This window comes from Streptomyces sp. NPDC007929, from assembly GCF_042959065.1.
GTDB lineage: Bacteria > Actinomycetota > Actinomycetes > Streptomycetales > Streptomycetaceae > Streptomyces.
Genome location: NZ_JBIBKD010000020.1, coordinates 42066 through 55890 on the forward strand (window position 1 = coordinate 42066; position 13825 = coordinate 55890).

Sequence of the window (13825 nt, forward strand, 5' to 3'; positions counted from 1 at the left end):
CCGTGTCCCCTGCGCTCGACCACGAGTTCCTCCGCGCGGTGGCCGGCGCCGCCGACCGGACGGCCGCCCCGCTGGTGACCTGCCCCGGCGAGGAACCCACCGGGGTGCCCCACCGCGCGCTGGCACACCGGGTGAAGACCCTCGTCGCGGCGTACCGGTCCCCGGACTCGGCACTGCACGGTAGCGAGCGGGCCGTCGCCGCCGCGACGACCCACCTGCGTGCCCTGCGCGCCGCGCAGACCACCACCGGCCTGTTCGCCGGCGGCGACAACGTGCAGTCCCCGCCGGACTCCGGGTTCACCGTCAACGACGTGTGCGACGCGCACGTCCTCGCCGCCGGCGCCGGGCCGGAACTGCGTGACGTCACGGCCGCGCTCGCCGATATCGCCGACGCCGCCACCGGCAGTCTTCTGACCGGTGGGGTGCACACCCCCAACCACCGGTGGGAGCTGGCCGCGGCGCTGGCCCGCCTGCACCGGTCCTTCCCCGACGACCGGCTCCTCGACCGGATCGGGGAGTGGCTCGCCGAGGGCGTCGACATCGACGCGGAGGGCCTGTACTCGGAACGCAGCGCCAACTACGCGGCCCACGTGTCCAACCCGTCGCTGCTGCTGCTGGCCGACGTCCTCGGCCGCGCCGACCTGCTGGACGCCGTTGAACGCAACCTCACCACCACCCTGGACCTCATCAGGCCGGACGGCACGGTGGAGACGGTCCTCTCACGACGGCAGGACCAGCACCAGCCGTTCCCGCTGGCGCCCTACCTGCCGCACTACCGGCTGCTCGCGATCCGCACCGGCCGGGGCGACTTCAGCCGGGCGGCGCGGCTGGCGGCCTCCGGCGGCATCGACGACCCCGGCCTGCTCGCTGAGACCCTGCTCACCCCCGACCTGTGCCGCGTCCTGCCCGAACCGGCCGCCGAGCCCCTTCCACGCGACCGGTACATCACCACGGCACGCCTGGCCGCACACGCGTCGGCCACCGCGCACACGGTGGTGTACGGCGGCTCCGACGTGCCCGGGCACCGGCGCATCCGCTCCGGCCTCGCCTGCAACCCCACCTTCCTGCGCCTGTTCGCCGGGGAAGCGGTCCTCGACGCGGTCCGGCTCTCCCGGGGGTTCTTCGACCTGGGCCCGTTCCGCGCCGCCGAGGTGCACCGGCCCGCCGACAGCCGCTACCGGCTCACCGAGACCCTCACGGCCTCCTACTACCAGCCGCTGTCGCCGGACGAGCGCCGGACGGACGGCGCCTACCGCATGGCGGACGAGGCCCGCTTCTCGGCCGCCATGGCCTTCGCCGACCGGCCGCGGGACGAGGTCTCCCACACCACCGCCGTCGAGGTGGACCTGCGGGAGGACGGCGCCGACCTGCGGATCGACATCAGCGGACCGCGCGTGCCGTGGTCCCTCGAACTGACCTTCCGGCCCGGCGGCGTGCTGGAGGGCGCCGTACCGCTGGGCGACGGGCGCTGGTGCCTGCCGGGCGGGCCGATGACCTACCGGGCCGGTGACGACGTGATCCGCGTCGAGGCCGACGTGGTGTCGGGCGAACCGCCGGCCGGGCCGGACCGCGGCGACGTCCTGCGGTACGACCCGGGGCAGGACTACAGCGTGGTCGGCGGCACGGACGCGACGACCGGGAACCGCGTCTACATCGGCGGCCTCGGCCCGCACACCCTGACCCTCACGCTGCGCGCCGGCCGGCGGGTCACGGACGCCTGAGGGGGTTCGCCCGCGCGCGCGGCAGGGCCTGCTCCGGTACCACCAGGTCGGCCCGCCCGCGCGTCGCCGCGACCAGCTCGGCGTTGCGCTCGTCCGAGCGTGACACCCACGCCACCGCCTCCTCGTGGGTCTTGCCGAACCGCTCGTGGCGGGCGACCAGCCGGCGGACCCGCTCGGCCTCGGGCGGCGCGCAGAACCACACCTCGTCCAGAAGGGGACGGACGCGGGGCCAGGCACCGGTGGCAAGGAGCAGGTAGTTGCCCTCGGTGATGACCAGACGGGCCGTCGGCGGCACCGGGATCGCACCGGCGAGCGGCTGCTCCAGGACGCGTTCGAAACCGGGCGCGTAGACGGTCTCGTCGGCCGGATCGTCGCGCAGCCGCCGCAGCAGCGCCGCGTACCCGGCCGCGTCGAACGTGTCGGGCGCGCCCTTGCGGTCCCGGCGGCCCAGACGTTCCAGTTCGGCGTCGGCCAGGTGGAAGCCGTCCATGGGGACGTACGCGACCCAGGGCTCACCGGTGCCGTTCAGCTCCCGCACCAGGTGCTCGGCGAGCGTCGACTTGCCCGCGCCGGGGCTGCCCGTGATGCCGAGGAGCGCACGCCGGCCGCCCCGTGGGAGGGCCCGGGCACGGTGGACGAGGTCGTCGAAGGTGATCGGCACGCAGAGAGTCTGCCCCCTCGGCCGGGCCCGGCACATCCTCGCGCCCCGGCATGTGGCGTGCGCCACTCACTGGAACATCTCCGGGCGGGGAACCGGTCCTGTATGACGCAGCTCGGTCTCCCCGACAACATCCACGCCTGCCTGTTCGACCTCGACGGAGTCGTCACCCGCACGGCCGTCGTGCACGCCGCCGCCTGGAAGGAGATGTTCGACGCCTTCCTGCGCGAGCGGGACGGTGCGGAGTACCGGCCGTTCGAGGCGGCGGACTACGACGAGTACGTCGACGGCCGGCCACGCGCCGACGGGGTGCGCACCTTCCTCGCCTCCCGCGGCATCGACCTGCCGGACGGCGACCCGGACGACCCACCGGGCGCCGGGACCGTGCACGGACTGGGCAGCCGCAAGAACGAGCTGGTCCTGGAGAAGATCCGCACCGACGGCGTCGAGGCCTACGACGGCACCCTGCGCTATCTGGAGGCCGTCCGGGCCCGCGGACTGGCCACCGCGATCGTCTCCTCCAGCGCCAACTGCCGTGATGTGCTCCGCTCGATCGGCGCCGAGCACTTCTTCGACGTCCGCGTCGACGGCGTCGTCGCCGCCGAGCGCAAGCTGCCCGGCAAGCCGCACCCGGACACGTTCCTGGCCGCCGCCGAGGACCTCGGCGTGGCCCCGTCCGAGGCGGCTGTCTTCGAGGACGCCCTGGCCGGTATGGACGCGGGCCGCGCGGGCCGTTTCGGCTATGTCGTCGGCGTCGACCGGGTCGGGCAGAGCGAGGCGCTGTACCGCCACGGCGCCGACATCGTGGTGAAGGACCTGGCCGAACTGGGGGACTCCGAGTGATCACACAGCGGGCGTACAACGTCGAGCCCTGGTCCGTACGGGAGACGGAACTCAACCTGGGCGTCCTGGCACAGAGCGAGTCCGTGTTCGCCCTGTCCAACGGGCACATCGGCTGGCGCGGCAACCTCGACGAGGGCGAACCGCACGGCCTGCCAGGCTCCTACCTCAACGGCGTCCACGAACTGCACCCGCTGCCCTACGCCGAGGCCGGCTACGGCTACCCGGAGTCCGGCCAGACCTCCATCAACGTCACCAACGGCAAGGTGCTGCGGCTCCTGGTCGACGACGAGCCGTTCGACCTGCGCTACGGGCGGCTCGTCAGCCACGAGCGGACCCTCGACCTGCGGCGGGGCGTCCTGGAGCGGGTCTGCGAATGGACCTCACCGGCCGGCTCGACCGTCCGGGTGCGCTCCACCCGGCTGGTGTCCCTCACCCAGCGCGCGATAGCCGCCGTCGCCTACGAGGTGGAACCCGTCGACAGCCGGACCCGCGTGGTCGTCCAGTCGGAACTCGTCACCAACGAGTCCCTGCCCGAGCCGGACGGCGACCCGCGCGCCGCCAAGGCGCTGAAGTCGCCGCTGGAACCGGAGGAGGACCTCGCCGAGGGCAGCCGGCTGCGTCTGGTCCACCGCACCCGGCGCAGCGGCCTGCGGGTCGCCGTGGCCGCCGACCACGCCGTCACCGGCCCCGAACGGACCACCACCAGCAGCGAGTCCAACGTGGACGTGGCCCGGCTGACCGTCACCGCCGTCCTGGAGCCGGGGGAGCGGCTGCGCGTGGAGAAGCTGGTCGCGCACGGCTGGTCCGGCGTCCGCTCCCGGCCCGCCATGAGCGACCAGGTCGAGGCGGCCCTGGCGGCGGCCGCGCACAGCGGCTGGCAGGGTCTCCTGGAGGAGCAGCGGGACTACCTCGACGACTTCTGGGCGCGCGCCGACGTCGAGGTCGACGGCGACGAGGAGATCCAGCAGGCCGTCCGCTTCGCCCTCTTCCACGTCCTCCAGGCCGGGGCCCGCGCCGAACAGCGCGCCATCCCCGCCAAGGGGCTCACCGGCTCCGGCTACGACGGCCACGCCTTCTGGGACACCGAGGCGTTCGTGCTGCCGTTGCTGACGTACACCGCGCCGAAGTCCGCCGCCGAGGCCCTGCGCTGGCGCCTGGACACCCTGCCCGCCGCCCGGGAGCGCGCCGCGCAGCTGGGGCTGCGGGGCGCCGCGTTCCCCTGGCGCACCATCGAGGGCTCGGAGGGCTCCGCGTACTGGCCGGCCGGCACGGCGGCCTTCCACGTGGGCGCCGACATCGCCGACGCCGTCGTACGGTACGTGGCCGTCACCGGCGACGAGACCTTCGAACGCGAGGTCGGCGTGGAGCTGCTGGTGGAGACCGCCCGCCTGTGGCGCTCCCTGGGCCACCACGACGACCGGGGCACCTTCCACATCGACGGCGTCACCGGACCGGACGAGTACAGCGCCGTCGCCGACGACAACACGTACACCAACCTCATGGCCCGGGCGAACCTGCTGGCCGCCGCCGACGCCTGCAAACGCCACCCCGACGAGGCCGCGCGGCTCGGCGCCGACGAGGAGGAGACGGCCGCCTGGCGGGACGCCGCCGAGGCCATGAACGTGCCCTACAACGACGAACTCGGCGTGCACGAGCAGCACGCCGGCTTCACCCGCTACCAGCGCTGGGACTTCGAGGGCACCCGCCCCGACCAGTACCCGCTGATGCTGCACTTCCCCTACTTCGACCTGTACCGCAAGCAGGTCATCAAGCAGGCTGACCTGGTGCTGGCGATGTACACCTGCGGCGCCTTCTTCGAGGAGTTCTTCGACGAGGAGCAGATCGCCCGCAACTTCGCCTACTACGAGCCGCTGACCGTCCGCGACTCCTCCCTGTCCGCCTGCGTCCAGGCCGTCATGGCCGCCCGGTCCGGCCATCTCGACCTGGCCGCCGACTACACCGCCGAGGCCGCGCTGATGGACCTCGGAGACCTGGAGCACAACACCCGCGACGGGCTGCACATCGCCTCGCTGGCCGGTACCTGGATGGCGCTGGTCGCCGGATTCGGCGGCATGCGGTGCAGCGACGGCAGCCTGCGGTTCGCGCCCCGCCTGCCCGAGCGCTACAGCCGGCTCGCCTTCACCGTCGGCTTCCTCGACCGGTGCCTGCGCGTCGAACTGACCGCCGACCGGGCCACCTACACCCTGAACTCCGGCCTGCCCCTGACCATCCGGCACCACGGCACCGAGTTCACGGTGAGCGAGGACGCCCCCGTCTCCCGGCCCATCCCCGACCTGCCCCACCGTCCGGCCCCAGGCCACCCCCGCCATCGCGCGCCGCACACCCGCTGACCTCCCCGGGTCAGGCGGTTGGCCCAGCTCCGCCCTGCACGCCCGCGACCCCCGGGTTAGCTTGATCATGGTTTCGATCAACGGGGTCAGGGGTGGCACATGGCCGATGGCACGAACGCCGTCCTGGTACGGCGGCGAAGACGCGAACAGAGCGCCGGGCCGCGCACCACCCGCTGGACGCGCGGCAACCGGCCGCTCGCCCTGACGGCCGCCGTCTTCGCACTCGCGCAGCTCGCCCTGGTCCGGCCCGTCCTGGGCCTGGGCTGGGACGAGATCGTCTACGTCAGCCAGGTCACCTCCCACCACCCCGCGGCCTTCTTCAGCGCGCCCCGCTCCCGTGGGGTCTCGCTGCTGGTCGCGCCCGTCGCGTCCTGGTCGCCGTCCGTGCCCCTGCTGCGGGTCTACCTGGCCGTGCTGTCCGCAGTCGCCCTCTACCTGGCCGTGCGTGCCTGGCGCGGCCTGTCCCCGACCCGCGTCCTGGTCACCGGCGGGGCCCTCTTCGCCTCCCTGTGGGTGACCCTCTTCTACGGTCCGCAGGCCATGCCCAACTACTGGGTCGCGATCGGTGCCCTGATCAGCGTCGGCTGCTTCCTGAAAATCCAGGCGGAACGTTTCTCCCTTAAGACCCTGTGGGGCCTCGCGGCGGGCGGCGCGCTGATGGCCTGGATGCGCCCCACCGACGCGGTCTACGTGGCCGTGCCGCTGCTCGTCCTCGCCCTGGTGCGCAGGCACCGGCGCCTGCTGCTCGTGTTCGCGGCGGGGCTCGCGGCGGGCGCCGTGCCCTGGGTGGTCGAGGCGTATCTGAGCCACGGCGGCCTGGGGGCGCGGCTGGCGGAGGCCTCCCGGATCCAGGGCGGGCTGGGCTGGCAGATCGCCGTCGACGACCAGCTGCGCAGCCTGGGCGGACGGGCGCTGTGCCGGCCGTGCACCGGGCCGATGCCCACCCCGCTGGTCACCTGGTGGTGGTTCACCCTGCCCGTCCTGGCCGGTCTGGCGCTTCTCGTCGCGGCCCGGGCCCGGCGCCTGGAACGGACCCTCGTCCCCCTGGCCTGCGCCACCACGGCCGCCCTGCCGTACCTGTTCATGATCGGCTACGCGGCCCCGCGCTTCCTCCAGCCGGCCTACGCGCTGCTCGCCATCCCGGTCGCCGACGCCCTGTGGCACCTGGCCACGGGCCCGGGCCGGGCATGGCGCCCGGTGGCCGCCCCTCTGGTGGCGCTCGCCCTGGCCGGGCACCTCGCGGCGCAACTCGCCGTTCTGGACGGCGCCGTGGCGCGCAACACCGACAGCCGCCGCGACTGGGGCCGCACCGCCGGCGCCCTGCACCGACTCGGCGTCCGCCCGCCCTGCCTGCTCACCGGCCACGAATCCATCCCGATCGGCTACTACACCGGCTGCTCCTCGGCGGCGACGTCCGGGAACAACGAGAACATCACCGTGGGCGGCGTACTGCGCACCGCGGACCGCCTCCCGGTCGCGCACCTGGCACCGGCCGGCGCCACCCCGCCCCGCTACGCCCGCCGCTGGCCCGTCCACCGCATCTCCGACCTGGACGTCCGTGTCGCGCCGCGCTCCTGACGCGGCGTGGGGCGTTTGTCGTCCGCCGGGCTCAGGTAGGAGTCGGTCGAGGGGCACGATCGAAGGGGGAGCGGCATGACGGTGAGCGACCACGAGGGCAGGCTGGGGGAGGAGTTCTTCACGCCGGGCTCCTCCTCGTTCACGGAGTTCCTGGCGGCCCACCGCCCCGAGCTGCTGAGCACCCGGCGCGTCCTGCCGGACGGCGTCCGCGCCGAGGGCGCCCCGCACGGCACGACCGTGCTGGCCCTCACCTACCGCGACGGCGTGCTCCTCGCGGGCGACCGGCGGGCGACGATGGGCAACCTCATCGCCCAGCGCGACCTGGAGAAGGTGCACCCCGGCGACGACCACTGCGCGGTCGCCTTCGCCGGCACCGTCGGGCTCGCGGTGGACATGGTGCGGCTGTACCAGGTCGAGCTGGCGCACTTCGAGAAGATCGAGGGCGTCCCCATGACCCTCGCCGGGAAGGCGACCCGGCTGGCCACCATGATCCGCAACAACCTGGGCCAGGCCATGCAGGGTCTCGCCGTCGTCCCGCTGTTCGCCGGCTACGACCCCGCGGCCCCCGAGGGCGCCTGCGGCCGCATCTTCTCCTTCGACCTCACCGGCGGCCGCTACGAGAAGTTCGGTTTCCACGCCGAGGGCTCCGGATCGCCGTACGCCCGGGGCGCGCTGAAGAAGCTGTACCGCCCGGGCATGAACCGGCGCGAGGCGGCCCTGGCCGCGTTGCAGGCGCTGTACGACGCGGCGGACGACGACTCCGCGACCGGCGGCCCCGACCTCACCCGCCGTATCTACCCGATCGTCTCGGTCATCACCGAGGACGGCTTCGAGCGACTGGCGCAGACGGAGACGGAGGAGCTCAGCCGGGCGATGGTCGAACAGCGTCACACCCGGCCGGACGGGCCGAACGCCGAGGTCTGACACCGGATCGCGCCACCGCCGCCCGGCGGAGTTTTCGGTTCCGTGGACAAGACCTGTCACGGGCTTTACTGCACATCACTTGCAGGTGCTGGAGGATGGCGCGAGGCTGTTCACCGCAGCCGTCCGTCCGACAGAAAGACCTTCCCCCCGATGACGGCCGCCCCTGAGTCCACTCCGCGCCTCCCCGCCCAGGCCCCCGCCCGGCGCCGCGTCCGCGCCTCCATGACGCGGCGGGAGTGGACCAGGGCCGGGGGGATGGCGGCCTTCATCCTGGCCCTGCACGTCGTCGGCTGGTTCACGCTCGTCGCCGTCGTCGCCCCCCAGCACCACGCCATCGGCGCCCAGACCTTCGGCGTCGGCATCGGCGTCACCGCCTACACGCTGGGCATGCGGCACGCCTTCGACGCCGACCACATCGCCGCCATCGACAACACCACCCGCAAGCTGATGGGGGAGGGGCAGCGGCCGCTGTCGGTCGGCTTCTGGTTCTCCCTCGGCCACTCCAGCGTCGTCTTCGCGCTGGCGTTCCTGCTCGCCCTGGGCGTGAAGACCCTGGCCGGACCGGTCGGCGACGACGGCTCCGCCCTGCACGACGTCACCGGGCTGATCGGCACGATCGTCTCGGGGACGTTCCTCTACCTCATCGCGGGCGTCAACCTCGTCATCCTGGGCGGCATCTGGAAGGTGTTCCGCGCGATGCGCTCCGGCCACTACGACGAGGCCGCCCTGGAGAAGCAGCTGAACAACCGCGGCTTTCTGAACCGGCTGCTGGGCCGTGTCATGGCGTCGGTGTCCAAGCCCTGGCACATGTACCCGCTGGGCCTGCTGTTCGGGCTCGGCTTCGACACCGCCACCGAGATCGCCCTGCTGGTCCTGGCGGGCTCCGGCGCTGCCTCCGGACTGCCCTGGTACGCGATCCTGTGCCTGCCGGTCCTGTTCGCCGCGGGCATGTGCCTGCTGGACACCGTCGACGGCTCGTTCATGAACTTCGCCTACGGCTGGGCCTTCTCCGAGCCGGTCCGCAAGGTCTACTACAACCTCACCATCACCGGCCTGTCCGTCGCCGTGGCCCTCCTCATCGGCACCGCCGAACTGCTCGGCCTCCTCGCCGAACGGCTCGGCCTGCACGGCCCGTTCTGGGACCGGATCTCCGGCCTGGACCTCAACGTCCTCGGCTACGCGGTCGTCGCCCTGTTCTTCGTGACCTGGGTGGTGGCCATGGTGGTGTGGCGGGCAGGTCGCATCGAGGAGAAGTGGTCGCGGGACCTGGCCGGGCCGCGGCGCGGCGTCAGTCCATGACGGCCAGGGCGCAGGCGAGCGCCAGGTCTACCGCGAGGCCGATGGCGACCGCCGCGAGCACCATGGCGCCGAACAGGCACGTCACCACGGACATCCCCGCCCAGGCGACCCGGCGCGCGCGTGCGGCCTCCTGGACCACGTCACCGTCGTCGTACCAGCCGTCATCAGCCATGACACCCGCCCCGCGGGGACGTTACCGCCAGGCGCTCACGCGCCCGGCCGCAGCTCCTTGCGCCACTTGGTGATCTGCTTCTCCGCGTCGCCCGTGTACGACCAGGGCGTGCGGGTCGCGCGGGGGCCCAGCATGCCCAGCAGGATGCCCGCGATGTCCCTGGCGCCCGCCGAGCAGGCCGCGTGGGCCAGGTAGTTGAAGTCGCGGAGTTCCGCGGGCGTGATCCAGGTCTGCGTCCGGCCCATCACCCAGCGCTGCCAGGTCCGCCGCAGGTCGCTCACCGCGCCGTCATGGCTCCAGTGCTGCGACAGGCCCACGGCGGAGTGTCTGCCCTGTGCCGCGTCCAGGGCGAAGCGGTACTCCTCGACCCGGGCGTACTGCACCAGCACCGGCAGCGGGCAGCCGGGCGGAGCCACCCCGGCCGCGTCCCGGGCGAAGTCGTACATCAGGCCGTGCGTGCCGTGCCAGCGCGCGGAGTAGTAGTGCAGCACCTGGAGGTGCCCCTCGACGTTGTACGGGTCACGCCCGTGCAACTCGTCCCACCAGCGCCCCAGTTCCTGCCGCCGGACCCCCGAGGGGTACAGCCGCGACACCGAGATCAGCGACACCCAGGGCGTCGGATCCTCCGGGTACGCCTCCGCCGCCGTCAGGCAGGCCAGCACCGCGGTGTCCACCCGGTGCTGGTCGATCGGCACACCCCGGCCCGCGGCGATGGCGATGTTGAAGGTCCGGGCCGTCTCCGTCGCCGCCCGCAGCACCAGCGCGTCGGCGCTGTGGGCATCGGCGGAGAGCCAGGACTCCACCGTGGAACTGCCCGCGCACACCTGCGCGAGCTGCCGTGTCCGGTGCCCCCGGGCCGCCCAGTCGCGGCCGGTCGCGCCGAGCAGGTCCCGCAGGCCCTGCCAGCGGCCGATCACGACGTCCTGGCGGGCGGAGGTGAGGTCGGTGTCCCCGCAGTCGGGGTCGAAGTCGGGGGTGTAACCACGTCGGAGACTGCCTCGTGCCATCGCCGATCCTCCTCAGAAGTCGGTGGACAGACCCTCGTGGACACGGGCGTGGCCGTCCTGTTCGCCGGGCACGTAGTCCGTCTCGACGGCCCGGGAGGCGTCCAGTTTCGCGGGCCGGTAGTAGTCGCTGCCCTGCCGCCAGTACCAGAGCATCGGGATCAGTCCGGCCGCCAGCCCCCCGATGCCGATCGCGATCGCGGCGCTGCTCAGCTCACCCAGCGACTCCACGAACACCCAGAACATGAACAGGGCGCCGCACAGCGGCCACAGCCCGACGAAGAGGAAGTTCGCCGGGGACGTCAGCAGCGTCCTGCGGTACGCGACGACCACCGCGAGCCCCGCCAGACCGTAGTAGACCGCGATCTGCAGGCCGATCGCCGAGATGGCGTCGGAGAGGATCTCGCCCACCGAGCCCAGCGCGTTGGAGGCGATGAACATCACCAGCGCCACCGAGCCGACCACCACGATCGCCACCCAGGGCGTGTTCCACCGGCGGTGCACCCGGCCCAGCGCCGACGGCATCGTACGGTCCCGGCCCATCGCGAACAGCGAGCGCGTGACCTGGATCAGCGTCGTCTCCAGCGTGGCGATGGTGGACAGCATCACGGCCACGATCAGCAGCTTGCCGCCCCAGCCCGGCCAGACCTCCTCGCCCAGCACCGCCAGCACGTTCGCCTCGTTCTCCGCGATCTGCCGCGAGGACAGGATCACGTTCACCGCGACGGTGAACACCTCGAACAGCAGGAAGACGATGCCCAGCCCGATCAGCCCCGCGAGTCCCGTCGTACGGCGGCTGTTGCGGGTCTCCTCGCTGAGGTTGCTGGTGACGTCCCAGCCCCAGTAGTAGAACGCGGCGATCAGCGCGCCCGACGCGAATCCCGCCATGCCGTCGAAGTGCGAGAAGCCGAACCAGGACCAGTCGAAGGCGCGGGCGTTGCCGGTGTGGAGGAAGGCGAGCACCGCGAACAGCGCCAGGATGGCCAGCTCGACACCGGACATGATCAGCTGGGCCCGCACCGTGAGCCGGGCGCCGCCCAGCACCACGCACAGCATGAGGACGAACCAGGCCGCGCCGACCACCGTGGACAGCGCGGTGTTCTCCGCGAGCCTGTCGTCGAAGAGCGCGAGCGTCATCGACCCCGCGGGCAGCGAACCGGCCACCATGAAGATCGTCGCCGAGATCACCAGCGCCCAGCCGCTGATGAACCCCAGGAACGGATGGAGCGTGCGCCCCACCCACGAATAGCTGGCACCCGCGTTGACGTCGATCCGGCCGAGGTGGCTGAACGCCAGCGCGATGCCCAGCATGGGTATCGCGCAGTACAGCAGGGCGGCCGGACTGGCCAGCCCCACCGCGCCCACCAGGACGGCGGTGGTCGCGGCCAGCGAGTACGCCGGTGCGCTGCCGGCGACCGCCATCACCACGGTGTCGAACGTGCTGAGGACATTGGCCTGCAGCCCTCTGCCCCTGCTGTAACTCATGGATGCGCCGCTTTCACTTGTGCACGACCGGAGGCGGGCAGACCGTCCCGGAGGCGTAGGGGGTGGGGGGTGGAGCTCGCCGCCGGGCGGAAAAGGGTGGCGTCCGGCCGGGGGCGATGAAAAGGAGGGTGGCGGATACCGTGCTGCCGCCGCGTCGGCAGCCGGTCACACCGTGTGTGCGAGTGATGATAGCCCCACTCCTTGAGCTTTCAAGCTTGACCGGTGGGTAACGTACGGCCCGGACCAGGGTTTCCAACTCCCGTCGGCCCGCGAGACGTTCGGTGCGCCGACCCGGCCAAGGATCATCCGCCGAGGTTAGAGACCGCGTAACGGGAAACGCGGAACGCACAGCACGCACGAACGAGTCGACGCAGCGCGACAGGGAGGCAGGAGTGATGGGCACGGAACCGATGCGCCCCGAACCGATGGCGGACGACGCGTACCAGCCCACCGGGACCAACGAGGAGCAGGAGGACGCCGCGCCGCTGGACCTTCAGGACGCCGTCGACGAGCGGACCTACGACGACACCCTCGACGAGGGCTACTCCCCACCGGAGAAGCCCCTCGGCGTCACCAAGCGCGGAACCACCGCCGCCGAGCAGCACGAGGGCGAGACTCTCGACGAGCGGCTGGCCCAGGAGGTCCCCGACGTGTCCGCGGAGCCGGACGGGGACGGCGTGGGGGACACGCCGGACAGCGACGGCGAACCGGTGGACCCGGAAGCGGGCAGCGCTCGCGCCGGACGCCTGGTCGCCCCGGACGAGGGCGCCCACGAGGACACCACGAAGGAGACCGTCGCCTCCGACGTCGGCATCGACGGCGGAGCGGCCGGCGCGGAGGAGGCCGCCGTGCACGTGGTGGCGGACGAGACCGTCCTGCCCGAGGACGACGGCGGAGTGTGACGCGCCCGCCTGCCGCACGAGAAGGCCACCGGACCCGACACGCCGGGTCCGGTGGCCTTCTCGTGCGGCAGGGACGTGCGGCTAGGGCAGCAGCTTCTCCAGGGCGGCGGGTCCCTCCGCGGCCAGCTTGCGCTTGGCCCACTCGATGGTGTGCGGGGTGAGGTCCTTGCCCGAGGCGAGGACGAGGTCCTCCGGCGACACATCGGTGCCGGTGCGGGCGTGGAGCAGGCGGTCCGGGGTGGCGCGGTCCTCGGACGGCCGGGATGCGGCGGGCTCTGACGTCGACATGTTCTCTGCTCCTAGGGTCCGGAACGCTGGTGCGGCCCCGGTGCTGAAAAACGGGTCCGATATCACCATTCCCCGCGGGAGCGCGGCGTGCATCCGGAGAGCGCGAAGGCGGCCCCGCCGGACCCCGCGCACCCCGTTCGGACGCTCACCGATGTCGCGACGGCTCACGCCGGGTGACGGTGGAGATACGTGTCCCTGCGACTGACAGGAGCTTTACCCATGCGCACACGTGTGACTGCCGCGGCCGGCCTGGCCTGCGCCGCCCTGCTGGCCTTCGCCGGCACGGCGAGCGCGGACGACACCATCGGTGTCGCCACCGACAGCCCCGGCCTCCTCTCCGGCAACGTCATCCAGATCCCGATCGACATCAACGCCAACGTCTGCGGCAACTCGATCAACGTGATCGGGCTGCTCAACCCGGCGTTCGGCAACGAGTGCACGATCAAGGACTGACGTACCGGTCGCACGACCCCGCCGGGGGGGGGGCGCCCCCCCCCCCCGCCCCCCCCCCCCGCGGGGGGGGGGGCCCCCCCCCCCGCCCCCCGGGGGGGGCCCCCCCCCGCCGGGGGGGGGGCCCGCGGGGGGGGGGGCGCCCCACGT

General features: G+C 72.8%; 13 protein-coding genes. 8 read left to right on the forward strand and 5 right to left on the reverse strand.

Annotated features, from left to right (window positions below; genetic code table 11):
* The first annotated feature begins 2 nt into the window (after positions 1–2).
* Entirely contained in the window at positions 3–1721 is a 1719-nt protein-coding gene (locus ACFZDE_RS38085; protein WP_391213751.1) for a hypothetical protein, read from the forward strand.
* Here ACFZDE_RS38085 and ACFZDE_RS38090 read toward each other — a convergent pair.
* On the reverse strand, positions 1708–2382 hold the full coding sequence (locus ACFZDE_RS38090) for a nucleoside/nucleotide kinase family protein (protein WP_391213760.1): 675 nt from the start codon (positions 2380–2382) through the stop codon (positions 1708–1710). The two genes, ACFZDE_RS38085 and ACFZDE_RS38090, sit on opposite strands and share 14 nt — an antisense overlap.
* Before the next feature lie 102 nt (positions 2383–2484).
* Here ACFZDE_RS38090 and ACFZDE_RS38095 point away from each other — a divergent pair, with 102 nt between their 5' ends.
* The 5 genes from ACFZDE_RS38095 to ACFZDE_RS38115 all read left to right on the forward strand — a co-directional run bounded on the left by ACFZDE_RS38095 (position 2485) and on the right by ACFZDE_RS38115 (position 9374).
* Positions 2485–3222, forward strand: coding sequence for a beta-phosphoglucomutase family hydrolase (locus tag ACFZDE_RS38095; RefSeq protein WP_391213767.1), 738 nt, complete (start codon positions 2485–2487; stop codon positions 3220–3222).
* The gene (locus ACFZDE_RS38100; protein WP_391213777.1) at positions 3219–5573 is read left to right on the forward strand and encodes a glycosyl hydrolase family 65 protein; all 2355 of its coding nucleotides are present in this window, start codon (positions 3219–3221) and stop codon (positions 5571–5573) included. Before ACFZDE_RS38095 ends, ACFZDE_RS38100 begins: the two co-directional genes overlap by 4 nt.
* Positions 5574–5672: 99 nt before the next feature.
* Positions 5673–7151, forward strand: a complete 1479-nt coding sequence (locus ACFZDE_RS38105) for a hypothetical protein (RefSeq protein WP_391213783.1) — start codon at positions 5673–5675, stop codon at positions 7149–7151.
* A 75-nt stretch (positions 7152–7226) separates the two neighbouring features.
* Positions 7227–8075 carry a proteasome subunit beta gene (gene prcB / locus ACFZDE_RS38110; RefSeq protein WP_391002821.1) on the forward strand — a complete coding sequence of 283 codons (849 nt, stop codon included), beginning with the start codon at positions 7227–7229 and terminating at the stop codon, positions 8073–8075.
* Positions 8076–8225: 150 nt separating this feature from the next.
* Positions 8226–9374, forward strand: coding sequence for a HoxN/HupN/NixA family nickel/cobalt transporter (locus tag ACFZDE_RS38115; protein WP_391213795.1), 1149 nt, complete (start codon positions 8226–8228; stop codon positions 9372–9374).
* Here ACFZDE_RS38115 and ACFZDE_RS38120 read toward each other — a convergent pair.
* Genes ACFZDE_RS38120 through ACFZDE_RS38130 form a run of 3 tightly spaced genes read right to left on the reverse strand, consistent with a single transcriptional unit; the run spans position 9364 to position 12035 of the window.
* Positions 9364–9546 (reverse strand): hypothetical protein, encoded by a 183-nt coding sequence (locus ACFZDE_RS38120; protein ID WP_391213802.1) that lies wholly within the window; start codon positions 9544–9546, stop codon positions 9364–9366. The genes ACFZDE_RS38115 and ACFZDE_RS38120 overlap by 11 nt on opposite strands.
* A gap of 35 nt (positions 9547–9581) precedes the next feature.
* Positions 9582–10553: a hypothetical protein gene (locus tag ACFZDE_RS38125; protein ID WP_391213811.1), complete on the reverse strand. Its 972-nt coding sequence runs from the start codon at positions 10551–10553 to the stop codon at positions 9582–9584.
* 12 nt (positions 10554–10565) lie between these two features.
* Entirely contained in the window at positions 10566–12035 is a 1470-nt protein-coding gene (locus ACFZDE_RS38130) for an amino acid permease (RefSeq protein ID WP_391213822.1), read from the reverse strand.
* A gap of 410 nt (positions 12036–12445) precedes the next feature.
* Here ACFZDE_RS38130 and ACFZDE_RS38135 point away from each other — a divergent pair, with 410 nt between their 5' ends.
* Entirely contained in the window at positions 12446–12937 is a 492-nt protein-coding gene (locus tag ACFZDE_RS38135) for a DUF5709 domain-containing protein (protein WP_391213850.1), read from the forward strand.
* Positions 12938–13018: 81 nt separating this feature from the next.
* Here ACFZDE_RS38135 and ACFZDE_RS38140 read toward each other — a convergent pair whose 3' ends face one another.
* A complete protein-coding gene (locus ACFZDE_RS38140) occupies positions 13019–13225 on the reverse strand; it encodes a hypothetical protein (protein WP_391002811.1) in 207 nt (68 codons plus the stop codon).
* A 219-nt stretch (positions 13226–13444) separates the two neighbouring features.
* Between ACFZDE_RS38140 and ACFZDE_RS38145 the strand changes: the two genes are divergently transcribed.
* Entirely contained in the window at positions 13445–13678 is a 234-nt protein-coding gene (locus ACFZDE_RS38145; protein WP_391002809.1) for a chaplin family protein, read from the forward strand.
* Positions 13679–13825: the final 147 nt, after the last annotated feature.